Annotated in this window: 19 protein-coding genes and 2 pseudogenes; 6 read left to right on the forward strand and 15 right to left on the reverse strand. The window is 33.3% G+C overall.

The genetic code is table 11. The features are described 5' to 3' along the window. Positions 1 to 856: 856 nt before the first annotated feature. Complete coding sequence (locus NST60_RS26310; RefSeq protein WP_152112369.1) at positions 857 to 2,986, reverse strand: heavy metal translocating P-type ATPase; 2,130 nt, start codon at positions 2,984 to 2,986, stop codon at positions 857 to 859. Beyond that, the gene (locus NST60_RS26315; RefSeq protein WP_016205110.1) at positions 2,979 to 3,347 is read right to left on the reverse strand and encodes an ArsR/SmtB family transcription factor; all 369 of its coding nucleotides are present in this window, start codon (positions 3,345 to 3,347) and stop codon (positions 2,979 to 2,981) included. The genes NST60_RS26310 and NST60_RS26315 overlap by 8 nt, the downstream gene beginning before the upstream one ends. Before the next feature lie 230 nt (positions 3,348 to 3,577). On the opposite strand from NST60_RS26315, the gene NST60_RS26320 reads away from it, so the two are divergent. Further along, complete coding sequence (locus tag NST60_RS26320) at positions 3,578 to 4,303, forward strand: YwmB family TATA-box binding protein (RefSeq protein ID WP_016205111.1); 726 nt, start codon at positions 3,578 to 3,580, stop codon at positions 4,301 to 4,303. A 230-nt stretch (positions 4,304 to 4,533) separates the two neighbouring features. On the opposite strand, the gene NST60_RS26325 is transcribed toward NST60_RS26320, so the two are convergent. Together NST60_RS26325 and NST60_RS26330 are read right to left on the reverse strand one after the other, a co-directional pair. Next, positions 4,534 to 6,759: a heavy metal translocating P-type ATPase gene (locus NST60_RS26325; RefSeq protein ID WP_016205112.1), complete on the reverse strand. Its 2,226-nt coding sequence runs from the start codon at positions 6,757 to 6,759 to the stop codon at positions 4,534 to 4,536. A gap of 198 nt (positions 6,760 to 6,957) precedes the next feature. Then, positions 6,958 to 7,302: an ArsR/SmtB family transcription factor gene (locus NST60_RS26330; protein ID WP_016205113.1), complete on the reverse strand. Its 345-nt coding sequence runs from the start codon at positions 7,300 to 7,302 to the stop codon at positions 6,958 to 6,960. A 344-nt stretch (positions 7,303 to 7,646) separates the two neighbouring features. Here NST60_RS26330 and NST60_RS26335 point away from each other — a divergent pair, with 344 nt between their 5' ends. Further along, positions 7,647 to 7,946, forward strand: a complete 300-nt coding sequence (locus tag NST60_RS26335) for a hypothetical protein (protein WP_016205114.1) — start codon at positions 7,647 to 7,649, stop codon at positions 7,944 to 7,946. 154 nt (positions 7,947 to 8,100) lie between these two features. Here the strand turns inward: NST60_RS26335 and qoxD are convergent, their stop codons facing one another. Genes qoxD through qoxA form a run of 4 tightly spaced genes read right to left on the reverse strand, consistent with a single transcriptional unit; the run spans position 8,101 to position 11,895 of the window. Beyond that, positions 8,101 to 8,385, reverse strand: a complete 285-nt coding sequence (gene qoxD, locus NST60_RS26340; RefSeq protein WP_016205115.1) for a cytochrome aa3 quinol oxidase subunit IV — start codon at positions 8,383 to 8,385, stop codon at positions 8,101 to 8,103. 2 nt (positions 8,386 to 8,387) lie between these two features. Continuing rightward, entirely contained in the window at positions 8,388 to 8,984 is a 597-nt protein-coding gene (gene qoxC / locus NST60_RS26345; RefSeq protein ID WP_016205116.1) for a cytochrome aa3 quinol oxidase subunit III, read from the reverse strand. Next, complete coding sequence (gene qoxB / locus NST60_RS26350; protein WP_016205117.1) at positions 8,984 to 10,930, reverse strand: cytochrome aa3 quinol oxidase subunit I; 1,947 nt, start codon at positions 10,928 to 10,930, stop codon at positions 8,984 to 8,986. Before qoxB ends, qoxC begins: the two co-directional genes overlap by 1 nt. Positions 10,931 to 10,980: 50 nt before the next feature. Continuing rightward, on the reverse strand, positions 10,981 to 11,895 hold the full coding sequence (gene qoxA / locus NST60_RS26355; RefSeq protein WP_152112368.1) for a cytochrome aa3 quinol oxidase subunit II: 915 nt from the start codon (positions 11,893 to 11,895) through the stop codon (positions 10,981 to 10,983). Positions 11,896 to 12,245: 350 nt separating this feature from the next. Here qoxA and NST60_RS26360 point away from each other — a divergent pair, with 350 nt between their 5' ends. Next, positions 12,246 to 14,192, forward strand: coding sequence for an LTA synthase family protein (locus tag NST60_RS26360; protein WP_341100976.1), 1,947 nt, complete (start codon positions 12,246 to 12,248; stop codon positions 14,190 to 14,192). A gap of 76 nt (positions 14,193 to 14,268) precedes the next feature. On the opposite strand, the gene NST60_RS26365 is transcribed toward NST60_RS26360, so the two are convergent. Together NST60_RS26365 and NST60_RS26370 are read right to left on the reverse strand one after the other, a co-directional pair. After that, the gene (locus NST60_RS26365; protein WP_016205120.1) at positions 14,269 to 14,568 is read right to left on the reverse strand and encodes an ArsR/SmtB family transcription factor; all 300 of its coding nucleotides are present in this window, start codon (positions 14,566 to 14,568) and stop codon (positions 14,269 to 14,271) included. Between the two features lie 174 nt (positions 14,569 to 14,742). Then, positions 14,743 to 15,570: pseudogene (locus NST60_RS26370) on the reverse strand (flavin-containing monooxygenase); the annotation flags it as partial. Between the two features lie 203 nt (positions 15,571 to 15,773). Here NST60_RS26370 and NST60_RS26375 point away from each other — a divergent pair. The 3 genes from NST60_RS26375 to NST60_RS26385 all read left to right on the forward strand — a co-directional run bounded on the left by NST60_RS26375 (position 15,774) and on the right by NST60_RS26385 (position 18,883). Further along, positions 15,774 to 16,547 carry a MerR family transcriptional regulator gene (locus NST60_RS26375; protein ID WP_144928813.1) on the forward strand — a complete coding sequence of 258 codons (774 nt, stop codon included), beginning with the start codon at positions 15,774 to 15,776 and terminating at the stop codon, positions 16,545 to 16,547. Beyond that, positions 16,531 to 17,427, forward strand: a complete 897-nt coding sequence (locus tag NST60_RS26380) for a DUF2268 domain-containing protein (protein ID WP_341098567.1) — start codon at positions 16,531 to 16,533, stop codon at positions 17,425 to 17,427. Before NST60_RS26375 ends, NST60_RS26380 begins: the two co-directional genes overlap by 17 nt. Before the next feature lie 115 nt (positions 17,428 to 17,542). Beyond that, positions 17,543 to 18,883, forward strand: a complete 1,341-nt coding sequence (locus tag NST60_RS26385; protein WP_120070480.1) for an ISL3 family transposase — start codon at positions 17,543 to 17,545, stop codon at positions 18,881 to 18,883. 30 nt (positions 18,884 to 18,913) lie between these two features. On the opposite strand, the pseudogene NST60_RS26390 reads toward NST60_RS26385, so the two are convergent. The 5 genes and pseudogenes from NST60_RS26390 to NST60_RS26410 form a co-directional block, all read right to left on the reverse strand. Beyond that, positions 18,914 to 19,153 (reverse strand): annotated as a pseudogene (locus tag NST60_RS26390) (NAD(P)-binding domain-containing protein); the annotation flags it as partial. Between the two features lie 126 nt (positions 19,154 to 19,279). Beyond that, positions 19,280 to 20,848, reverse strand: a complete 1,569-nt coding sequence (locus NST60_RS26395) for an IS1182 family transposase (RefSeq protein ID WP_016205122.1) — start codon at positions 20,846 to 20,848, stop codon at positions 19,280 to 19,282. Between the two features lie 171 nt (positions 20,849 to 21,019). Continuing rightward, positions 21,020 to 21,973 carry a cation diffusion facilitator family transporter gene (locus NST60_RS26400; RefSeq protein WP_016205123.1) on the reverse strand — a complete coding sequence of 318 codons (954 nt, stop codon included), beginning with the start codon at positions 21,971 to 21,973 and terminating at the stop codon, positions 21,020 to 21,022. Positions 21,974 to 22,264: 291 nt separating this feature from the next. Beyond that, positions 22,265 to 23,125 (reverse strand): copper resistance D family protein, encoded by an 861-nt coding sequence (locus NST60_RS26405; RefSeq protein ID WP_016205124.1) that lies wholly within the window; start codon positions 23,123 to 23,125, stop codon positions 22,265 to 22,267. 231 nt (positions 23,126 to 23,356) lie between these two features. After that, positions 23,357 to 23,956, reverse strand: coding sequence for a copper resistance CopC family protein (locus NST60_RS26410; protein ID WP_016205126.1), 600 nt, complete (start codon positions 23,954 to 23,956; stop codon positions 23,357 to 23,359). Between the last annotated feature and the right edge of the window lie 302 nt (positions 23,957 to 24,258).

Below are 24,258 nucleotides of genomic sequence, written 5' to 3' on the forward strand. Positions count from 1 at the left end.
CCCTACTATTTTTCTCTTTATATTTTTTTCTTGTTCCCTTTTAATAACTAAACGCAATTAAAAATTTCTACCCGACTTTTTTGAAATAACTTTAAATTTTTCTTTCAGTCTTCTATTTGATAACCTATGAGATATTTTTTGATAACGGCAGTTCTTTTATATTTGACCATAAAACTTCAATTGTTTTTTTTCCATTAGCAGCATTAAAGGTGATTTTATTTATATAAGTAAGTTTAACTAGATGCTTCTCAGTATAAAAGGTAGATGTTTTGTAAACAAGAGAGTGTTTATTATTTTTAGATTTTTTTATTAGCAAAATTATCATCCTTTATTTTTTTCTTAATTTTATTAAGAAAAGTGAGGTTGAAATGATAATTTTGACAATGAATTTTTCATTTTCTTTTTCTCCAATTGTATAGAGATAATAAATACGTTTTTTTGACATAAAAAACAAGAACCATCCTACGATATATTGTAGGATGGATTATTTAAAGTTGTTAATTTTGTATCACTATAATTATTCTTATCTTCGAATTTGATAATAAAGTTGTTTGATTTTTAATTAACTAACGCCCCCTATTGTTTAAGTGTTATTTTTCACAAACTTATTCACTAGGTACTTTATTATTTATTATTGGAATGCAACCCCGTTTGGACTTCATAAAATATTTTATGAAATTCCTTTGTTTTCTAACATATACATCATTTTTAGAAAACTGACCTAGGATATTTGTTTTTTATTCTATTGAAGATGATAAAGGGCTTCTCTGTATCTACCCTTGCTTATATTTTTGATTTGTTCCTTGTTAAAAAAAGGCATTCCTGCTAAAAACAGGAATGCCACCTAATAAAGTTATTAATTCTTTACCTTTAATAACCTTAAACTATTTAATGTTACCAAAAGGGTTGCTCCCATATCAGCAAATATGGCTATCCATAATGTTAACCAGCCAGGAATTACTAAGACTAAAGCTAATAATTTTATAGCCAAAGAGAAAGTAATGTTTTGCTTGATAATGGTTAAAGCTTTGCGGCTTAATTTAATCGTATACGGTAATTTACTTAAATCATCAGACATTAGAGCAATATCTGCTGTTTCTAGTGCTGTATCAGTTCCAGCACCTCCCATAGCCACACCTACTGTTGAAGCTGCTAGTGCTGGCGCATCGTTTACACCGTCTCCAACCATTGCAACACTTTGATGTTTGCCACGAAGTTCTTTAATATAATTTAGTTTATCCTCTGGAAGCAAATCAGCTTTAATATCCGAAACACCAACTTGTTTTCCAATGGCTAACGCAGTCCTTTCATTATCACCAGTTAGCATAACTGTTTCAATTCCGTATTTGTTTAACTTGTCTATTACTTCTCTGGAAGATTCTCTAATTTCATCAGCTACAGCAATTAATGAAAGGATCTCTTGATTTGTTCCTAGAACCATAACAGTTTTACCCTCAGTTTGCATACGGGTAATATGTTCTTCAGTGGAACTTTCAATCTTGCCATGTAATTCTTGGAATAGGTTAGGGCTTCCAACATAGTACATTTCATTACTAACTCTTGCTTTTACACCCTTACCTGTAATGGATTGAAAATCTTCTACAATCACTTCATTTATATTCAATCCTGTTTCTTCTGCTTTTCTTAAAATGGCGGAAGCAAGGGGATGCTGTGAACCTTTTTCAATAGCTGCTGTAACTTTTAATAATTGTTCTTTATTTCCGTTAAAAGTAACTAAATCCGTAACAGCTGGAACACCTTTAGTTAAAGTTCCTGTTTTATCAAATGCAATTGCTTTTAAGTGTCCTGTTTCTTCTAAATGAATTCCACCTTTTATTAGAACGCCATTTTTTGCAGCATTCCCTATAGCAGTTACGATGGAAACAGGAGTAGAAACAACTAATGCACAAGGACAACCGACAACTAGTACAGCCAAACCTTGATAAATCCATTCACTCCAATCACCACCAAACAACGGAGGAATTACTGCTATTAAAACTGCCAGAATAACAATTGCAGGTGTATAGTATTTGGCAAATTTATCAACAAACGCTTGAGAAGGTGCTCGTTCAGCTTGTGCTTCTTCAACAAGGTGAATAATTTTAGATAATGTCGTGTCTTCTACTCGTTTCGTTACTCTTACTTCAAGTAGTCCTTCTTCATTTAATGTTCCTGCAAAAACCTCATCGTCAATAGTTTTTGTCACAGGAACACTTTCACCTGTAATGGCTGCCTGATTCAGTGTAGATGTTCCTTTGACAACTGTCCCATCCATCGCTAGTTTTTGTCCAGGCTTAACAATCATGATGTCTCCAACTTGTATATCATTTACATGAATTATCATCTCTTCATTTCCACGACGAATTAACGCTTCTTTTGGAGCGATATCCATTAGTGATTCAATAGATTGACGTGCTTTATCCATTGAATAGCGCTCTAATGCTTCACTAATTGCAAATAAAATAACAACTGTTGCGCCTTCACCCCATTCACCAATAATAGCAGCACCTATTATCGCAATGGTCATCAGTGTATTCATATCAAAATTTAGCCGAACAAGATTTTTTAGCCCTTTTAAGAATAAAGAATATCCTCCAATAACAATAGATGCTGCATAGCCAATATTCGTAAGAATATGTTCTTCTCCAAATTGCTCTCCTATAAACCAACTTATAACTAGTAATATGGCGGAAATATACACTTTAATGTTTTCTTTTTGTTTCCAAAAGGGTTCTCGTTCCACTTGTTGTTCTTTTTCATCACGAATTTTTAGATTCTCAAAAGCTCCGGCTTTTTCTAATTCTTCAATGGTTGTGTTTCCTTGAACATAAACCTTAGATGCTCCAAAATTTACTTTTGCATCCTGTACTCCAGAAAGATTTTTAACATTGTTTTCAAATTTGGCTGCACAGTTCGTACAAGTGAATCCTTGAACACGATATGCTTTCATTTCTTGTTCGGATAGTTTTCCTTGCTGATCAGACATTTACTTTCACCTCATTAATATTAGTTAGAGCAATCATCATTATTTGCCGAATATGTTCATTACCTAAGGAGTAAAACGCTAATTTCCCTTCCTTCCTATAGTTAACAATACCTTGCTTATGAAGAGTTCTTAAATGATGAGAAGCATTAGCAACGCTTGCACCAATAATATTAGCCACATCACAAACGCATAATTCTTCATCTTGGCACAAGGCATAGGTAATCTTTGCTCTATTTTCATCAGCAATGGATTTTAACAATTGGGACAAACTAGAGAAATCAACCTTGTTCAAATCTCCTTGTATTCGATTGACTTTTTCTTCGTCATAACAATAAATTTCACATATATCCTTTTTAATCATTTCTTTCCCCCTATACTCGTTCATTCAAATATACATTTGAATATAGTATACCCCTTACTCATCTTTTTATTCAAGTCAATATTTGAATAAAGAACAAACAAAATGAGAAGCCAACTAATCAAAATATTTATAAATGGATAATAATCCTAACTATTCAATTTTAAAAATAGTAATCTAGTATAAATTGTCTTTTAGTTGGCTATTCTTTTTTATAAGGGGAGTTGAAAAAAATGAAAAAATCCATATTAATTTTATTATGTCTTTTACTACTAGTAACTATTACAACCAAGGAAACTAAAGCTTTTTATGCAGATAATGAGTTAAGTCAGATTACAAAAATAGCTAATAAAAACAATATAAAGGTAACTACATGGAGTATGTATATAAAAGAACCAATTGGACAATTTACTAAAATGAGAGATCTTGATCAAGCAATTTCCACTTTCATGAGAACGGAAAAAGATTATACTTGGTCTAAAAAACAAGCTGAGAAAGATCATTATAAAATTGAAGGGAATAAAAAGTCTTCCAATTTAGAAATGGAAGAGAAAATCTTAATCATTATTTATTCTCAAAAAGGTAAATATAATTTAAGTATTACTTATGATGTAAAAGGTGATTGGAATGAAAGCAAATGGCCAAGAATTTTCAATATGTATAAACAAAAAATAGAGAACTATTCTACATTTTATACGGTTCAAGGAACTACAGATATAGAACAACCTTTGTATACAGAAGCATCCGAATTATTGGTTAGTTTTTCGGGAGAAGAATTACAAAGTCTTAATGAAGATAATTTTATTTCGCTATCTGCATATACAAAACGTTTGGAAACTAAACTTCCTCTTGGTGATAATCAATATATGAACCTTCATATCGCATACAGATTGACTAATGAATCGGCGGATCAGGTAAAAGTAACGATTGGTACCCCTATTATTACGTCAGAGTATTAACACAAAAAACGAGATGTCGTTATTAGACATCTCGTTTTACAGTTTTACTTTTCATTCGTAGTAACATAATGCATTTAAAATAACGGTTAAAGCTGGCCCTGTATCACTTATGAGCTAGCCTTTTCTTCAGACTTCGGAGACAACAATCACTTACTACTTTCGCTGCATCCTTAGTAGAATCTTTACTACAACATCCGCTTCTGTATAATCCATGGCTAAAGGCCAAATGATTAAATGTTTTTTACTCTTAATATTCTCATTGCATTCAGAACAGCAAGTAAGGTAACACCTACATCTGAAAATACTGCTTCCCACATCGTAGCAATTCCAAAAGCTCCAAGTAATAAGAAGATCGCTTTTACTCCTAGTGCGAATATGATATTTTGCCAAACAATACTTCTAGTCCGCTTAGCAAGTTTTATTGCTGTTGCTATTTTAGATGGTTCATCAGTCATTATTACAATGTCTGCAGCTTCAATTGCTGCATCTGATCCTAATCCACCCATTGCCATACCAACATCTGCTCTAGCTAATACAGGTGTATCGTTTATCCCATCACCAACAAACAAAATCTTATCTTTAGAATTCTTGGCAGCATCTAATTTTTCAATCTCTTCCACTTTATTTTGAGGAAGAAGTTCTGAATGTACCTCATCGATTCCAAGGATATTTCCAACTTGCTCGCCAACTGATTTTGCATCTCCAGTTAGCATTACTGTCTTTTTAATCCCTTGTTGTTTTAATGATTGAATTGCCTCAGGAGAATCTTCTTTAATCTTATCCGAAATGACAATAGATCCGATAAAATTCTTATCATAAGCTACATAGACAATCGTACCAATTTCACTATAGTTGTGATACTTTATATTCTCTTTCATCATTAGTTTATGGTTTCCAGCTAATATTTCTTTACCGTCCATTATGACTGAAATTCCATGGCCTGGTATTTCATTATAACTTTTAATACTGTCATCCTGTATTTCTTTCCCATAAGCCTTTTTAATGGATTCTGCTATTGGATGATTAGAATATGCTTCTGCGTAAGCAGCATATTTTATTATTTCAGCTTCTGTAAACCCGTTAGCCGGATGAATAGAAACAACCTCAAATACACCTTTAGTTAAAGTACCAGTCTTATCAAATACCACATACTTCACATCATTTAAAGCCTCTAAATAGTTACTTCCTTTTACTAAGATACCCTTTTTTGAAGCTGCGCCTATTCCGCCAAAGAAACCTAAAGGTATAGAGACAACTAAAGCACAAGGACAAGAAATAACTAAAAAGATTAACGCTCTATATAACCACTCGGAAAATGTAGCACTAGGCATTAATATCGGAGGTACTACAGCTAATAAAACAGCTATTATTACAACCACCGGAGTATAGTACCTAGCGAATTTCGTAATAAAGTTCTCTGTTGGAGCTTTACGACTGCTTGCATTTTGTACTAACTCTAAGATTTTAGAAACGGTGGATTCACTAAACTCTTTTGTAACTTTTACAGTTAAAAATCCATTTTTATTAATGAATCCGCTTAGTACATCATTACCACTTTCAATATCTCTAGGGACTGACTCCCCTGTTAACGCTGACGTATCGACACTAGATGTACCCTCTAAGACCACGCCATCTAAGGGCACTCTTTCGCCAGGTTTTATTACAATAATGTCCCCAATAGAAACTTCCTCAGGGTCGACTTTTTTTATTTCTGAACCTATTTTAATATTTGCATAGTCAGGACGAATCTCCATTAAACTGCTAATTGATTTCCTAGAACGATTAACAGCGATACTTTGGAATAACTCACCAACTTGATAAAATAACATTACTGCTACACCTTCTGGATACTCTTGAATCGCAAAAGCTCCAATAGTTGCTAAAGCCATTAAAAAGTGTTCATCAAACACCTGTCCTCTAGTTATATTCTTTATAGCTCGAAGAACAATATCTCCACCCACTATTAGATAAGCAATTAAGAATGTTACCAATTCTAAAGTCCCGCTTAATGGAGCAAAGATACCCAATCCAAAAATAATGCCTCCTATAATTAACCTGCTAATCATTTTCTTTAGATCATTACTTCCATGTTCATGGGTATGCCCATGAGCATGTGAGTGCCCGTGGTCGTGATCATGATTATGATTATGATCATGGACATGTTCATGGGTATGTTCACCTGAGTGTGATTGAGCTTTTTTCTTCTGCCTTTTTTGTTTCTCTAAAAGTTTAACATGGGGTTCTAGACGAGTAATTGTTTTTTCTGCTTTCGTTAATATCTCTACCTCTTGCTCTTTATCGTATTGCAAAGATATAGTCTGGGTTGCAAAATTAACATTACATTCTTTAACCCCGTTTATAGAAGAAACACCTCTCTCAATCTTCATGGCACAATTTGCACAATCTAAACCTTCTAAGGTAAATTCCCTTTTTAATTGATGTTTTCCTTCTCCCATAGATGTACCCCTCCTATATAGATATACCCCAATTTCCGAATTGTAAATATATGAACAGATATACATATAATCATATATAAATTATATGTACACAATTGCATTTGTGTCAATATCAATTTATATTTTATCCTTAGATGAAGATGGGGAAGGAAAAATCCCCATCCTTCAAATTGAATAACACATTCCTTTATGGAATTGTTAATGTTGGGCATGATCTATCATTTGATTTAAAACACTCATAACATGTTCATCATCACATGAATAAATAATGGTCGTTCCTTCTCTTCTATATTTTACAAGGCGAAGATTTTTCAAAAAACTTAATTGATGTGAAACTGTAGATTGCAGCATTTGTAACTTTTCAGCAATTTCGTTTACTGAGTGTGGTTTATCTGAAAGTAGATGTAATATCTTAATCCTTGTTGGTTCAGAAAGAGCCTTGAAAGTTTGAGAAACGATAAAAAGAGTTTCTTCATCTAATTTATTATTATAGTAATCCGTTGTAGAACCATTATAATCTTTATCTTCACCTAAATGTTCCATAAATTCTTACTCCTTGGTAATAATTTCTTACTATTATAGCATATTTTTTCAAACACCCTTCTTTAGATGCTCTAAATGTTATTAACCAACTATAGTATAGATTAACTCCCTTTAGTAACAATTATAATTACATTAAAACTAAATTATATTCACATTAAAAAGGCGGAGTATATAATTAACAGCAAAATTAAAAATTAAAAATTAAAAAAATTGTACCAAATTTTTCAAACTATAACTCAAAAACTCTAGAGTTACATGGTAAATGAAATCTTTGAATGTATATTTTAATACCTAACAGAAAAAAATAACGTCTGTAGTGAATTTTAAAAATGGAGGTATGAATTATGAGTCACTTTACTGATCATCATCACTCAGGGGAAACTGTAAAAGAATCTGGCCAGTATATAGATGCAGGCGGAGCAAAACAGGAACTAATTCAAGGAGATACTTTTCCGAATTGCCCCAATACAGGAAAGGAAACAACTTGGACACATGCTAGTCACACTCATCAAACAGGAGATACTGTTATGGAGTCTGGACATTATATAGATGCGGATGGCGAACATGTGGTGCTACAGCAAGGAGACAAGTTTCCATCATGTCCTAAAACTGGTCAATCAGTTACTTGGACACATGAACAATAATTATATTTGTTCAATAAAGTAAAAGATAATTATTTTTTAATTAAAACACAAAAGGCATGGTATTAACCATGCCTTTTGTATTTTTATCATTATTGATCTAAAAGTTGTTAAATTTTATAAAATGGAACGGGTTAGAGTAAAGTAGTACTCTTTTTTAATAATATCCCCATATTAAAGCGAGCAGTGTTCCGAAAACAGTTACAATCGCAATAAATAGACCATAATATATACTAGTGTATATGACTTTTTTGTCTTTTGATTCACCTGCATGCATGAAAATTACTAGTTGTACCAAAGCCTGAATAAAAGCTGTTATTAACAGTATGGTAGAACCCATAGCAAATGAAAGGTCAAAAAAATAAACAGTCAATGCTATGGCGGTAAGTATTAAAGAAGAGAGAAAGCCCATAACATGTTTTTTAGGAAATAATTCACTCATATTTACATCATCCCTTTCAAGAATACAAAACTATAAAGGAATATCCAGACAACATCTATAAAGTGCCAGTAAAGAGAGAAAATAAATGCTTTATTGGCTGTCCTTTCATTTATCCCATCTCTTTTTATTTGTAGTATGATTAATGTACCCCATAAAATACCGAACGCTACGTGAGCTCCATGCGTTCCTAAAAGAGTGAATAGGATTGCAGTAAAGCCACTAGTTTGTAAAGTTGCTCCCTCATGAATGTAGACAACAAAATCGTAAATTTCCACTCCTAAAAATGCTAAACCAAGTACAAGAGTTGCCGCAAAAAATGCAAGCATAGCTTTTTGTTTCTTCAGTCTCATCGCATTTATAGCTAATCCTATTGTAAAACTACTTCCTAATAACAATATTGTCTCAATAACAACAGGTGTAATTTCAAATATTTCTGCACCAGTTGGCCCGCTTCCTGTCCGATCTACAAGTGTAAAATACGAGGCAAAAAGCGTTCCAAATAGTGCTATTTCTGCACCAAGGAATATCCAAAAACCAAGAATGTTTAAGCGATTTTGTTGGGTACTATATTCAAGAGGCAATGAATTATCAATCTTCATTATTTTGGACCTCCCAACGAGTCTTCAATTTTTTCTACTGTTTCCTTAGAGATATACCTTCCATTGTCTTTTTCAGTGGAACGCAATGCTAAACAAATAAATATAGCTACTGTTGCTAGGATTAAAAGTATCCAAAGTGCGAATACAAATGCAAAGCCCCAAATAAAAAATAGGAATCCAAAAATAAATGGCATGCCACTATTATTTGGCATGTGAATCTTTTCAATATTACCTCTAAATAGTTTGTATCCCTTTTTCTTGGAATCCCAGAAGGCCTCGGTTGAATCAACTGTCGGAGTGATTGCAAAATTATACTCTGGTACAGGTGATTTAGTTGCCCACTCTAACGAGCGAGCGTCCCATGGATCTGACGAAATATTTCTTGGTGAATTTTTGTAACTGTATAAAATATTGTAAACTATTAAAACAAATCCTACTAAAAGACCTAGAGCTCCTATAAAGGAAATCATATTCCAGATACCGAAACCAGTTGACTCAGAGTAAGTGTACATTCTTCTAGCTTGTCCATCTAAACCTGATATGAACATTGGGAAAAAGGCTACACAAACACTTATCGAAATAAACCAGAACGCCCATTTTCCAATTCTCTCGTTTAGCATGTATCCAAACATCTTTGGCCACCAATAAGTAAGACCAGCAAGCATTGCGAATACAACCCCAGGAATTATAACTAAGTGAAAGTGAGCTACTAAAAACATGGTATTGTGGTATTGATAGTCAGCACTGGCCATTCCAAGCATTACTCCTGTTACCCCACCAATTGTGAAAATAGGAATAAATCCTAAAGAATAAAGCATAGGAACTGTAAATTCAATTTTCCCTTTTCTAAGCGTAAACAGCCAGTTAAATATTTTGATACCGGTTGGTACAGCAATAGCCATAGTTGTGATAGAGAAAATACTATTAACCAAAGCGCCTTGTCCCATAGTGAAGAAGTGATGAACCCAAACTAAAAAGGACAGAACAGATATAGCCACTATGGAAATTACCATTGACTTATAACCATATAGATTTCTTCTTGCGAATGTTGGTATTATTTCACTGTATATTCCGAACGCTGGTAATATGAGGATATATACTTCAGGATGTCCCCAAACCCAGAATAGGTTTGCCCAAAGCATATCCATCCCACCATCAGTGGTTGTGAAGAAGTTAGTACCAAAAAGTCTATCCATTGTCCCCATAATTAACGCTATTGTTAAAATGGGAAAGGCAAAAACAATAATTAAGTTTGTAATCAATGCTGACCAAGTAAACATCGGCATTTTCATAAGAGTCATTCCTGGAGCTCTCATTTTTAGTATAGTAGTAACAAAGTTAATACCTGTTATCAATGTACCAATCCCAGAAATTTGTAAAGCAATCATGTAATAATTGGTACCTACTGACTTACTAAAATCTGTACCCGCTAGTGGAAAATAAGAAGACCATCCTGCATCTGGAGACCCCCCTACAACGAAAGATATGTTAAATAACATAGCTCCAAAGAAATATAACCAGAAACTAACGGCATTGAGCCTAGGAAAGGCTACATCTCTTGCGCCAATTTGTAATGGTACAACAAAGTTCATAAGTGCCATTATAAAAGCCATCGCCATAAATATAATCATAACTACACCGTGTGTAGTAAATACTTCATTATATTCCTGAGCATTCAATAAATTATTATCAGGAACAGCTGTTTGTGCCCGCATCATAATGGCATCTGCTCCACCACGGAAGAGCATTAGTAATGCGGAGATTAAATACATAATCCCTATTCTTTTATGGTCTACAGTTGTAAGCCACTCTCTCCATAGATATCCCCATTTCTTTGTATACGTAATAAATACTAGGATGCCTATCATGGTAAGGACTATAGCAACCATTGAAGCATAGATTGTTGGCCCAGGATTGGGAACAGCAAACCTATCAAAAAAATCCATGTAATAGTACTCCTTTCAAGAAAAAATAATTTTATTTGAAGAATATATAATTAATGGTCCATTCCTTCCATATCCATATCCTCCATGTCCATATCTTTTGTATTTTCTGTGTCTTCGTTTTTCTCTTCGCTAGTAGATTTTTTCATATCATGAGGTGGTGGTGAAAAGCCTAAATGAGTACCATTGAAAGTCAACTGACCTAAGTGTCCAGGATTTAAAAGCTCCTCAAATTTATCTTCTGTTAGCGTGTCAGCAGTATCCTTTACTTCTGATATCCACTTTTCATATTCTTCCTTTGACATTGCTTGAACATTAAAGGTTTGTTGAGCAAATCCTTCACCAGTAAAATTTGCGTTACGTCCCATATATTCTCCAGGAACATCGGCTGCTAAATTTAATGTGTTTAGCATATCTGCCATTGCGTACTTTTGCCCACCTAGCTGCGGTATCCAAAAGCTTGATATCGGGCCATAAGAATATAACTTAAACTGAATCGGGCGATCTGTAGGAATGAACAAATAATTAACGGTTTCTATATTTTCTTCTGGATAACTAAAATGCCACTTCCAGTTGGAAGATGAAGCGTAAATTACTAACGGCTCTTCCTTGTATCCTTTAGGTACATTTTCTACCTCATAGGTTGACTTAATGGTTATAAAAGATAGGAATGCCACTATCAGAATGGGAATAGCAGTCCATATAATTTCTAATTTAATACTTCCCTCGATATGAGGTGGTTCATAGTCCTTGGATTGTTTAGAAGCTTTATATTTCCAAAGCATATAAAAATATAAAGACAAAACTACTATAACTACGATTGCCATTGTCCAAATGGAAATTTTAATGACATCTGCAGTTATTCGACCTTGCGGTCCCTTTGGATCTAAAACCATTAAGGGCTCACATGCCGTTAAAACAACAAGACTAAGTAAGGTTGCAAAATATAAGATTTTTTTTAATTTCATATTTATTTTCCTTTCCTTGTAAAATTAAAGTTGATTTCTCCTTTCTGAATAATGCATACATGAACATTTAAGCATATTTAAATAAAAACATATGCGCAATTATTCATTTTAGTGTTAACTATACCTTTTAAGTTAGATTACACTACTCTCATAATGTTAACACAATAAAAATCATAGGAATGTGACAAAATATTGAAGGAAATTTATTCCATAACAGTTTGGTTATTACTATAATTTTTTGTTTCTATACTCTATAATTATATATGTTCATGTAAGCATGTTTAGATAAAGCTTATAATTACTTGAAACATTTTTTAATATTAATATTTCTTAAATTAGGTGGTGTAAAAATGAGGGTCTCCTCTATAAAAGAAACAAGAGTAGAGATAAGTTTTTTATTTTTCTATCTCTTATCAGTTTTCTTTCTTTGGATAAAAACGTATCTGGTCCAGTTCACTCAGTTTGACTTAGGAATTTCCAACTTAATGCAGCAATTTTTATTACTATTAAATCCACTCGGTTCAGCATTATTCTTTTTAGGTATTTCAATGTTATTTAAAGCTAAAAAGAAGTACTTAATCTTAATTTCCATGTATCTATTTTTATCTTTGTTACTCTTTGTAAATGTTCTCTATTACCGATTTTTCAACGATTTTATTACTTTGCCCACATTAACCCAAACTCAAAATTTTGGAGATGTAAGTGGTAGTATATTATCATTATTAAAACCTTATGATGTTCTGTTTTTTCTAGATTTATTAATTCTTATTCTTTTCCTAGTCTTTCGGTTAGTTAAAATAGATATGAAAGAACCTAGAAGAAGAACTAAACTAGGTATTTTTACAGTTACTATGATTTTTTCTATTTTAAACCTCGTTTTAGCTGAAGTTGACAGACCACAATTGTTAACAAGGGGATTCGATCGAAATTACATTGTAAAATATCTGGGGTTATATAACTACACTATTTATGATGGCATACAGAGTTCAAAAGCATCTGCCCAAAGGGTCATGGCATCAAGTGATGAAATGACGGAAGTAATAAATTATACTAAATCAAATTATGCAAAACCTAATACAGAATATTATGGTATTGGCAAAGGCATGAATGTAATTTACTTTCATTTAGAATCGATTCAAAACTTTGTTATTAACTACAAATTAAATGGAGAAGAAGTTACTCCATTTTTAAACTCATTAACGAAGGAAAAAAATACTTTATATTTTAAAAATTTTTTCCATCAAACTGCACAAGGAAAAACATCTGATGCAGAATTCATGGTAGAAAATTCTCTATATGGCTTACCTAGTGGTTCAGCCTTTACCATGAAAAGTGGGAACACCTACCAAGCAGCACCGGGTATTCTAGGGCAGAAAGGCTATACTTCAGCAGTATTCCACGGAAATGCAGGCAGTTTTTGGAACAGGAATGAGATGTATAAATCATTAGGTTATAACAACTTTTTTGATGAAAGCTATTATAGTGGCATTAACGAGGAACAGATGACTGATTATGGAATTATGGACAAGCCCTTTTTTAATAAATCCATTCCATTGCTTAATTCTTTGAAACAACCTTTCTACGCAAAATTTATATCTGTTTCTAATCACTATCCTTATTCCATAAATCAAGAAGAAACTACTATCCAAGCAAATAATACAGGTGATAAGTCAGTAGATGATTATTTTCAAACTGCCCGCTATGCAGATGAAGCACTTGAAAATTTCTTTGATTACCTAAAGGATTCTGGTCTATACCATAATTCCATTATAATTATGTACGGGGATCATTACGGTATCTCCCAAAACCATAACTCAGCAATGGAAAAGGTTATAGGGAAAAAAATAACTCCATTTGAATCAGCTGGCTTGCAGCGTGTACCACTATTTATCCGTGTACCTGGACAAGAAGGTGGAATTAAAGAAGAGTACGGGGGTCAGATAGATTTATTGCCTACTCTTCTACACCTTCTTGGTATGGATACAAAAGAGTATATTCAATTTGGTTCAGACTTACTGTCAGAAGAACATAATCAACTTGTACCTTTTAGAAACGGTGAATTTGTTAGCCCAACCATTTCCTCAGTTGATGACAATTTTTATAACTCGGAGACAGGAGAGTTATTAGAAGCTGATAAAATTGAAGAAGCCATTGAAACTCAAAAAAAGGTTGCTAACATCCTATCCCTTTCAGACCAAGTGGTTAATGGTGATTTATTAAGATTTTATACACCTAAGAACTTTACCCCTATCGATCCTTCTCAATACATTTATAAAAAATTTGAGAACGATGAGTAATTAATAAAGAAACCTGATAGTCCACTGGGATTATCAGGTTTCTTTATATTTTTTATTTATTTTAATAGCAACCTTTTTAACAAGATTGCTCTAAAAGTCGATTAATGGTAACAATTAATTTCTCATCGTCATGCCTATAAAAGTTCTCTGTACCTTTTTTGCACTCGATATAATTTATATTTTTCAAGTAGTTTATCTGGTTAGAAACCATTGAGTTAGACATTTTAAGTCGATCGGAAATTTGGTTAACCGTTAAGTCCTTTTTGTAAATTAAAGATAAGATTTTTATTCTTGTTGGATTGGTTAACACCTTGCATAGTTGAGAAACTCCTTTTATATTCTCATCCGATAACAAAGAGAGAACTTCTTTCCTCATCACTTCCCCCACCTTCTTTTCCTATACATAAATATATTCTTACATGAACAGATATGCATATATAAAGGATATCTGAAAAACATTTTCTTTGTCAATTAATTTATTTTTTATTGAGGACTCTACCCACTTTATCTTATACAAGTAAAGTCCATCCTCTTCCCTTAAACAACTTTTCTATTTTATTTTTGCAACTATATATTCTGCATCGTATCCAACTCCTTGAAGTAAAGCAGAACCACGTCTATGCTGCCACGGTAAACCTATAAAATATAGACCTTTAATATTGGTAACGCCTCGTTGATGAATTAGTTTTCCATCCTTATTGTATAAATCATCTATGTTCAGCCAAGGTAATGAATTTGTAAAACCAGTAGCCCAAATAATATTGTTAACTTCTAGTGATGATAAATCTTTAAATATTACTTTATCGCGATTTATAACCATTACTCTTTCTTTTAATTTCACCTTATTTCGTTTAATGGCATCTCTCAGTTCGAATCCAAATATAGGATCACCCTTTTTTTGGATGAACCCTCCCAATAAAGAATTCTTACTTGCACTTAAAATTCCCAATTTATCAAACCACCAGAAAATGCTTTTTTGTTTAAAAATTAATGGCAAGAATACTAATTTATTACTATGTGCCAAGTATGTTTCTTTTTCTTCGGATAGTTCAACTGCTATTTGAGCACCGCTATTTCCACCGCCTACAACTAAGACATTCCCATCCTTTAACTGCTGTGGATTTTTATACTGAGAAGAATGCACTTGATAAATCTCATTAGATAAATCACTGGAGAATGACGGTATCATAGGTGTTTGAAAGGGACCTGTGGCAATAACTAGATTACGTGTCGTGTACGTATCTCTATTTGTACATACTACAAATTCCTCTTCTTGTTTTGTTATACTTGTTACTACTGTTTGAAATTTAATAGGTAGTTCAAACTTTTTAACATATTGTTTCAAATAAGGGGTATTCGGATTATCGTGTGGAAAACCCCAAATAAATAGATAATGTTTATCTTATCGTAAATCGGATAATAGTGTGGAATTCTTATAAACCCTCATAATTGCTCACAAAAAAGCTCTTCATTTAAAAATAAGTATTTCAATACAAAATCCCTTTTCATAAAGTATCTTCTTTCTATTGACTCTAACGTAACGTAATACTCTATAGTGGTAATTGAAGGAGGTGCAAAGTGATGGATATGAAGGTAAAAGAAGTGGCAGAATTGGTTGGTGTTAGTATTCGTACACTTCATCATTATGATCAGATTGGATTGTTGACCCCAAAAGAAATCACTGATTCTGGTTATCGACTCTATTCAGAAGAAAACCTTGAAACATTACAACAAATTTTATTTTTCAAGGAACTTGGATTCACCTTAAAGGAAATTAAAAAGATTATTAACAGCCCTTTATTTAACCGACAAGAAGCATTGATTTTACAACGAAAAATGTTGATTGAGAAACGAAAAAAAGTCGATAAAATGATTGAAACCATTGATAAGACGATTAAACATATGGCGGGAGAAATACAAATGACGAATGAAGAGAGGTTTGAGGGAATTAACGTTGGATTCAACCAATTTGAAGAAGAGGCTCGTCGCCGTTGGGGAAATCAATCTATTGATGAGATAAACGCAAAACTAAAGGGAATGTCCAAAGATGAACAAAATGATTTATCTGATAGATGGGATATGATCTTCAATAAACTTGCATGCCTTCGTGATCAATCCCCCGAATCCCAAGAGGTACAAGCAACAATTAAACAATGGTATGACTTTTTAAATGAAAATTTTAGTAAGTACTCTCTTGATGCCTTTTATGGATTAGGTCAACTTTATATTAATGATGAACGTTTCACAAAAAATATAGATCAGTATGGTGAGGGTTTAGCAAAACTCATGAGTGAGGCGATGGAGGTCTTTACGAATAATCAAATAAGAGGTGGTAGCAATGAAAATAATAATTGAGGATACAATTGAACAATACGATAAATTGTTTTCAATGGAAGAAGATAAAGAAAATTTTTATCGGTACTCAATGATGAAGCCTTTTGAAAAGATGTGGAATATGATTAATGTTCCATTAAAGGCTAAGCAACCTAATGGGTATGATGTAATAATGGCTACAAATATGCTTGGCTATCTTAATGTATCAGATACTCAAACTGGAAGACAAGCATTAGAAAGTTTAAAAGAAATTCAGGCTCTTCAAACAGCACATAGCACTTTGAATCATTGTATTGATTTTATTGAAAAAAATAATATAAATATTAATGCTGATGAATTGAGATTTGGTATGTATATAGCTGACCCGAAGAAGCTCGAATTACAAAAAGGTTATTGTGGTTTTGGAGGAATTCCAGGGTTTATTCAAGTATCTATTTACCCAAACTCCTATAATATTCCAAGGATTCCTGCTGTAATTGCACATGAATTCCATCATAATATCCGTTTTTCATATTTTGATTGGGATCATGGAGACGTTACCGTTGGTGATTACTTAATTATAGAGGGTTTAGCTGAGTCATTTGCAAAAGAACTTTATGGAGAAGATCTTTTAGGACCTTGGGTTACTTCTTTTGATAAAGAGGACTTAGAATATTCAAAAGAAGTTATAAAGGATGCTTTAGATATTAAAGGGTTTGCTGAGGTCAGCAGTTATATGTTTGGTGATACCATTGCAAAGGAACAAGGCTATCAACCTGTTGGCTTATCACCATTTGCTGGTTATGCAGTAGGCTACCATGCAGTGCAGTCTTTCATGGAAACCAATAATGTGGGGATAGAAGAAGCTACCTTACTTGGCTCAGATGAAATACTAAGCAATTGTGGACTGTTTTCTAAATAAGCTGTTTGTACTAATGAAGGCATTACTGTGATAGCTAAGTAATGCCTTTCTTATTTAACTGCAATTCATATGATTTTCTTATTAAATGCTCAATAAAACAAAGGGAAATGAAATAATGACAACTAATATGCTCAATCTACCAAGTTTTAAGATTCTTGATATGAAGGAGAGTGAATATGATTATAGGTTCTTAGTTGAGACTACATTGCCACCTCCTTCTTATTGCCCAAAATGTGGTACGGTTGCTAATCTATATAAGCATGGTAAAAAGGAACAATTATTCTTTGATTTGCCGATGCACGCTAAACGAGTTGGCATCTTCGTTAAAAGACAACGTTACAAATGTAATGAGTGTGGGGCTACATTCTTTGAAAGTCTTCCAGATATAGATGAAGGCCGTTCTGTTACCAATAGGCTAATTAATTGGATTCAAGAAGCAAGCCTTGTAAAAACGTTTACCAGTGTTGCAGAAGAGATTGGCGTTGACGAAAAGACTGTACGAAACATCTTTAATGACTACGTTGATGAGCTTGAAGCTCAAACTGATTTTAGAACTCCTAAATGGCTTGGTATTGATGAAGTCCATTTACTTAAAAACTATCGTTGTGTCATCACAGATGTTGAAAACAAGTCAGTAATTGACATCTTACGCAAACGCAATAAAGATAATGTTATCAGTTATCTTTCAAAGCTCCAAGACATTGATAAAATTGAACTTGTAGCAATGGATATGTGGAATCCTTATAAGAGTGCTGTTAACACAGTGATACCACATGCCAAAATCGTAATTGACAAATTCCATGTCGTTAAATTAGCCAATGAAGCCTTAGAGAAAATCCGAAAAGCTAACCGTAAAAATATTACAGCCAAAGAACGTAGACAACTTATGAGAGATCGTTATGTGCTTCTTACAAGGAGTAAAGACTTAACAGACTTTGATGACCAGATAAAGCTACAGGTATGGACTCAGAACTTTCCATTACTCGGACAGGCTTATGAACTCAAAGAGCAATTCTTTGACATCTATGAAGCTGAATCAATCAACGATGCCTATATACTCTATCAAAATTGGGTTTCAAATGTACCTAAAGAATTAATGACTTATTTTGAAGATCTGATTAGGGCTATGAATAATTGGGAAGAAGAAATATTCAACTATTTCAATTCTCCTATTACAAACGCTTATACGGAATCCCTCAATCGTTTAATTAAGACAATGAACCATGTTGGTCGTGGTTATTCTTTTGAAGCCCTTAGAGCAAAGATTTTGTTTACTCAAGGCTATCGTAAAGTTAAAAAGAAAAAGAAATTCAAAGAAGTTGAAGTTACTTTTGGAAAAATGTTACCCGATCAATTCCCAAGTTGGTCACAAACTGGTTATGAATGGGTGTATGAAGAAATTTATGGTGCTGATTTTTCCACACTGTCTAAGGCTATGGAAGAGGGTACTTTTTAACCCTCTTTCCACACTATTTTCCGATTACCCCAAATAAGAAGCTACCTCATCTTTTGTAGGGAACCCATGCTTATCTCCTTCCATTGCAAAACCAGGTAGAGAACTATATATTCTAGGAGTAAATAAAATCAAGGAATCATATCTGGACTTCCAACTCTCCCCTATTTCTTTTCCTTTATCTAAAATAAGAAAATTCATACCCGTTTCTTTTAAATAATAACCCATGGAAATACCAGCCTGGCCCGCTCCAATAACTAGTGTGTCCAACATTGTATTTATCCCCCTTAATATATAACAAGAGGCTGGGACATAACTAGCCTCTAAAAAAGAGAAAAGTGAATTTGAGGTACTCAAATTCACTTTTCTCTTTTTTTTCGTGTTAATTCTTCTATTATCTTAGTTAATGGCAGTGAATTTTCTTAAATTCACTGCCATTAATGCGAGGCCCATTTCGTTTTCCACCTTCGATTTTCCTCGTACAGAAAATCGAGTGAAACGCAAATTAGCCTTCAAGAATCCAAAAACTGGTTCCACATCGGTTTTGCGTTTTCGATAGATGGCACTCGTTTTCTCTTCTGAAAGCTTCGCTCTCACATATTCTTTTTGCTGTTCCCATTTTTTGTTCACCATTAGTTTTCGATTGTTTCCTTCTTTTGCCTTGGTACATGATGAACGGAATGGGCATCCTGAACAGTCTTCGCACTCGTAGATTTTGAAACTCCTTTGGAAACCTGTAGCGTCGGTTCGGACAGAATGATATTGAAATTCTAAACGTTTCTGATTAGGGCACGTATATGTATCGGTTTCTTGATCATATACCCAGTTATCAGGATTAAATGTATTTTGTTTGTACTTTTTCTTTTGTTCCTTCAAAAACATGTTATATGTTATCAGTGCTTCTCGGTTTCTGTTTGAGAGAATATCACTAAAGTTTTGTTCACTACCATAACCTGCATCTGCAACAATATGTTTCGGTAACTCGAAATAATGTTGCTCTATCTCATCTAAAAATGGAATTAACGTACGTGTATCTGTTGGGTTTGGAAATAAACTATAAGCAAGCGCATATTGACCTTCCGTTGCGATTTGTACATTGTAACCAGCTTTCAATTGCCCGTTTTTCATATAATCATCTTTCATTCGCATAAATGTCGCATCTAGATCTGTTTTAGAATAGCTATTACGTGGTCCAAAGATTGTAAAATCCTGTTGGTACTTCCGTTTTCTCAAGACAAAATCAATCAACTGTTTACGCACTTGTTTCGGGTATTTTCGTTCACTTCGTAAGGCTTTTCGTTCAGTAACGTCTGAAGATTCTTCAATTTGTTTATCATATTCGGTCACTACTTCGTCTACTTTTTGAACCATTTGAGTGAGCTCTCCAAATGATAGCTGTTCATCACTTTCCCGTTCAATTTGGGGTATGATTTCGTTCTCAAGCAACTCATTGTACAACTGGTTTGACTTATCAATTAAACTCTGATGAAATTTCTCAATCGCTTTCTTCCAGACAAACGTAAATTTATTCGCATTCGCTTCAATCTTTGTACCATCGATAAATATCGCTTCTTGATCGATCAGTTTTTCTTCGATCAATTGGCAGCGAAATTGGATGAAACATTGACGAATTAAATCTTTTACTTCTGGTTGAACGCGAAATCGGTTAATTGTACGATAGCTTGGTTCATACCCTTGAGCTAACCACATCATACGGATACTGTCTTTTAATAGGGCCTCCATTTTACGCCCTGAAAAGACAGATTGAGTGTAGGCACATAGAATAATTTTAAGCATCATGCGTGGATGATAGGCAGGACAACCTTCATTTCGAAGAAATGGTTCAAACGCTTCTTGAGGGATACTTTCCACTAAATGATGGACATGGAAGGCAATATCATTATTTTGTAATTTTACTTCTAAATCTAAAGGTAAAACGATTTGATTCATGGTATAATCTTTAAACATAAGGATCCTTCTTTCTGATTAGATTTTGTTGTGGTGACTTTATTTTATCAGAAGTGATCCTTATTTTTCTTCAAAAAAGTAAATCAAAGCCTGTGAAATTTTACTATGAGTAAAATTTCACAGGCTTTTTCATTTCAGAGGAGGGTTATGTCCCAGCCTCTTCTTTTCTAATTAATGATGATGATGATCATGGGCTGGTTCACCTTTTGCTTCACAAAGGATTGAATTTTCATGGTTATGTGCTAAAGTTTCCATTTGGATGGTTACATGAGTAATCCCCTTGTGTTCAAGTGCATGTTCTATTTTCCGAAGAATATTTTCACCTTCGGCGATAGTTAATTGCTTATCAACGACAGCATGGCAAGACATTGCATTCAAACCACTTGTGATGGACCATATGTGTAGGTCGTGAATAGAGTGTATTCCTGGTGTTTTACTAACTGTGGTAATAATGTCCTCTACGTCTACATTTGAAGGAGTTCCTTCCATAAGAACGTGAATAGCATCTTTGGTTACATAGTAACCACTTCTTAAAATAAGAGCAGCTACTAATACACTTGCCAATGGATCTGCCCAACCCCATCCAAAAAACATGATAAGCAATGCAGCTATTATGGCACCAACTGAACCAAGCATATCACTAATAACATGTAAAAAGGCACCACGCATATTTAAATTGTTTTCTGTATCTCCATTTCGCATCATAATCCAAGCTACCAATATGTTAACAAGTAAACCAATAATACTAATATAAAGCATACCTGTTGTTGCTACCTCTGGTGGATTGGCAAAACGGTTAATTGCCTCATAAAAGATATAAAGAGAAATAAGTATTAGAGTAACTCCATTTATAACAGCTGCTATTATTTCAAAACGTTTATACCCAAAGGTTTTACTATGACTAGCTGCTCGCTCCCCTAATTTAAATGCTATGAGTGCAATCAACAATGAAATGGAATCACTTAACATATGTCCTGCATCGGATAGAAGCGCAAGACTATTTGTAACAACTCCTCCTATTGCTTCAATTACCATGTAACTCGTAATAATAATAAAAGAAATGAAAAGCACCTTTTTGTTTGATCCACCTGTATGATTATGACTATGACTATGATCATGCCCCATTATAATAATACCTCCTTAATAAAACATCTGATTATATACTACCCCAATAAAATAAATGAATGTATTTTAGCGCACACTCTTGAAACTAAAAGATGTTATATATTCTTCTTATTACAATATATGAACATATATTCATATAATTATTATATACTCGTCTTTATTAAAAGTCAAAAAAATTCTATAATATGTAAAATCTAAATTAAAAAAGGGAAATAATCCATAAGATAAAAAAGATCAATTCATTAATTGAATTGATCGAAGGAAATAGGAACTTTTCTTCCAATTAAGTTTTTATTCCATGCTAAGCATTAATGAAATATACAAACTAATAACGGACAGGAGACACATACAGAACGATAAAATCACATGCCTTTTATTTATAAAGGAAAGTACTAATAAAACCAAAAAAAGTAAAGCAAATATTAACAGTATGATACTGTTTAAATGAATGCTTATTTGCACCTGTATATCAGGTACAACATCTCCTCTAAAAAAGAGTGAAGTCATTTTGGAAATAGTTTCATTTGTAATAGCTGTTTCTTTTGGCGGTGATTGTTGACCTAATGCCGCTGTTGCAGAAAAAATCAACAATATAACAATACTTTCTACCTTTACCCATGACCTCGGCTTAAATTTTATATCTTTTTTTAATTTGTTTCTAATAAGAACTCCATTGATCATTGCATAGACAAGTAAAGGAATAATCAAAAGATGTTTCAATAATAATGCTTGCCCATAAGGTATCATCCATGAATTAAAGTAGCTTTCATAGTCAACAACAAGGTCCATTAATAAAAAACCAGATATTATTGTCAAACCTAAACAAAAGATAGCAGTTGGTGTAAACCAACTTAAAAATGGAAGCCAATTAGATTCGCCTTTGGAAAACCAACTAACTACAAGAATTACACCAACCCAAACACTGACTGCTGTAAAATGGACAGTATCACTAAAAAATCCTTTAATCGGACTTATTGAACTAGCATGACTTGACCAACCCATGGAACATATTAAGATAAAGGTAAGCAATATCCCTATAAAGTTGTGCGACTTCTTTTCATTATCAGAATGTAACAAAAAGAAGAAGAATATAATAGAGACAATAAAACAAAAGAACCAGGATTTCCCTGTTTCAAAAGTTAATAAAACCAAAGGTAAAGCCTCTAAGAACCCACGTAATGAACTTAAGTACAAGATGAGTTGCAAAACGGGTATAAATGAAAATATTACTATCCCCCCGAGGGAGAATAGTAATATTTTTTTAGGTACATGCACCACTGGTCGGTGCTTATTAGGTACAAGATCGAGAATAAAGCTCCCCATTAGCATGGCATAACAAACATATAACAAAGCTTGAGTAAGAGTACCTATAATCACCATTTTTTATTTCTTCCTTTTTATAATGAAGGCCGCAGCTATGATAAGAAGGATAATTCCTACTAAGATTATTATTGCAGGAATTAAAACAGTGGAAGGGTCTGAATTTCTCTTTTCATAAGCAGCATGTTCCTCAGGAGTCATGGAGGAATGATCCACTTCTTCCTGTGATTCGTCTTGTGTGGATTCCTCCGTTACAGATTCATCTGTTGCTTTTTCCTCCGTTACACCAGTATTTTCTTCTTCTGTAACAGGCGAATCAACTATAAATGAATATTCCCCTTCTATAACATGCCCGTCTACTCCAATAATTTGCCATGTTACATCATAGTTATCATTCTCCAAAGGTGAAGACAACCTTCCAGTCATTTGGTCATCTGATAACTCAATATTTTGAACGGAAATTTCCTTTCCGGCTGAATTCACAAGAGTAAATGTACTTCCCTGTTCAATTTTCGTCTCAAATGTGAGTGTTAATTGATTAAATTCTTCCTTTACTGTCTCCCCATTTTCTGGTGAAGAACTTTTTAAACCTGTATGTGCAAAAGCATTATTTGCATTTAGAAAAAACAATCCTACTAAAAGTAAAGAAATGACTTTCTTCATCGTAACCCCCTATGAATTTATATTATATTTGTAGAAAAAACATTAACACTATTTTAGTAGTGCTATCATTATTATACATAAATTAAAATTTATTAAATGTGTCTATTTATTGAAGTTTTATTTTTACATATGAATTATATACGGACATACGTTTTACGAGCCTGAAAAATTCGAATCATTCTTATTATGATACACTAGTAGATCACCACTTGATGCCTCACCCTTCGGGTCCTTAAATACAATAAAGAAATAATGAAAGTTATATGTAAATAAGGATGCAGGTAAAAAAGGGAACTTCTGAC

The sequence above is a fragment of the Niallia sp. FSL W8-1348 genome, from assembly GCF_038006745.1.
GTDB classification, from domain to species: Bacteria; Bacillota; Bacilli; order Bacillales; family Cytobacillaceae; genus Niallia; species Niallia alba.

What these genes read in the sequence shown, in the direction of transcription:
- NST60_RS26310 (WP_152112369.1), bottom strand. Translation starts at nt 2,986, where the DNA reads ATGTCTGATCAGCAAGGAAAACTATCCGAACAAGAAATGAAAGCATAT.
- NST60_RS26315 (WP_016205110.1), bottom strand. Translation starts at nt 3,347, where the DNA reads ATGATTAAAAAGGATATATGTGAAATTTATTGTTATGACGAAGAAAAA.
- NST60_RS26320 (WP_016205111.1), top strand. Translation starts at nt 3,578, where the DNA reads ATGAAAAAATCCATATTAATTTTATTATGTCTTTTACTACTAGTAACT.
- NST60_RS26325 (WP_016205112.1), bottom strand. Translation starts at nt 6,759, where the DNA reads ATGGGAGAAGGAAAACATCAATTAAAAAGGGAATTTACCTTAGAAGGT.
- NST60_RS26330 (WP_016205113.1), bottom strand. Translation starts at nt 7,302, where the DNA reads ATGGAACATTTAGGTGAAGATAAAGATTATAATGGTTCTACAACGGAT.
- NST60_RS26335 (WP_016205114.1), top strand. Translation starts at nt 7,647, where the DNA reads ATGAGTCACTTTACTGATCATCATCACTCAGGGGAAACTGTAAAAGAA.
- qoxD (WP_016205115.1), bottom strand. Translation starts at nt 8,385, where the DNA reads ATGAGTGAATTATTTCCTAAAAAACATGTTATGGGCTTTCTCTCTTCT.
- qoxC (WP_016205116.1), bottom strand. Translation starts at nt 8,984, where the DNA reads ATGAAGATTGATAATTCATTGCCTCTTGAATATAGTACCCAACAAAAT.
- qoxB (WP_016205117.1), bottom strand. Translation starts at nt 10,930, where the DNA reads ATGGATTTTTTTGATAGGTTTGCTGTTCCCAATCCTGGGCCAACAATC.
- qoxA (WP_152112368.1), bottom strand. Translation starts at nt 11,895, where the DNA reads ATGAAATTAAAAAAAATCTTATATTTTGCAACCTTACTTAGTCTTGTT.
- NST60_RS26360 (WP_341100976.1), top strand. Translation starts at nt 12,246, where the DNA reads ATGAGGGTCTCCTCTATAAAAGAAACAAGAGTAGAGATAAGTTTTTTA.
- NST60_RS26365 (WP_016205120.1), bottom strand. Translation starts at nt 14,568, where the DNA reads ATGAGGAAAGAAGTTCTCTCTTTGTTATCGGATGAGAATATAAAAGGA.
- NST60_RS26375 (WP_144928813.1), top strand. Translation starts at nt 15,774, where the DNA reads ATGGATATGAAGGTAAAAGAAGTGGCAGAATTGGTTGGTGTTAGTATT.
- NST60_RS26380 (WP_341098567.1), top strand. Translation starts at nt 16,531, where the DNA reads ATGAAAATAATAATTGAGGATACAATTGAACAATACGATAAATTGTTT.
- NST60_RS26385 (WP_120070480.1), top strand. Translation starts at nt 17,543, where the DNA reads ATGACAACTAATATGCTCAATCTACCAAGTTTTAAGATTCTTGATATG.
- NST60_RS26395 (WP_016205122.1), bottom strand. Translation starts at nt 20,848, where the DNA reads ATGTTTAAAGATTATACCATGAATCAAATCGTTTTACCTTTAGATTTA.
- NST60_RS26400 (WP_016205123.1), bottom strand. Translation starts at nt 21,973, where the DNA reads ATGGGGCATGATCATAGTCATAGTCATAATCATACAGGTGGATCAAAC.
- NST60_RS26410 (WP_016205126.1), bottom strand. Translation starts at nt 23,956, where the DNA reads ATGAAGAAAGTCATTTCTTTACTTTTAGTAGGATTGTTTTTTCTAAAT.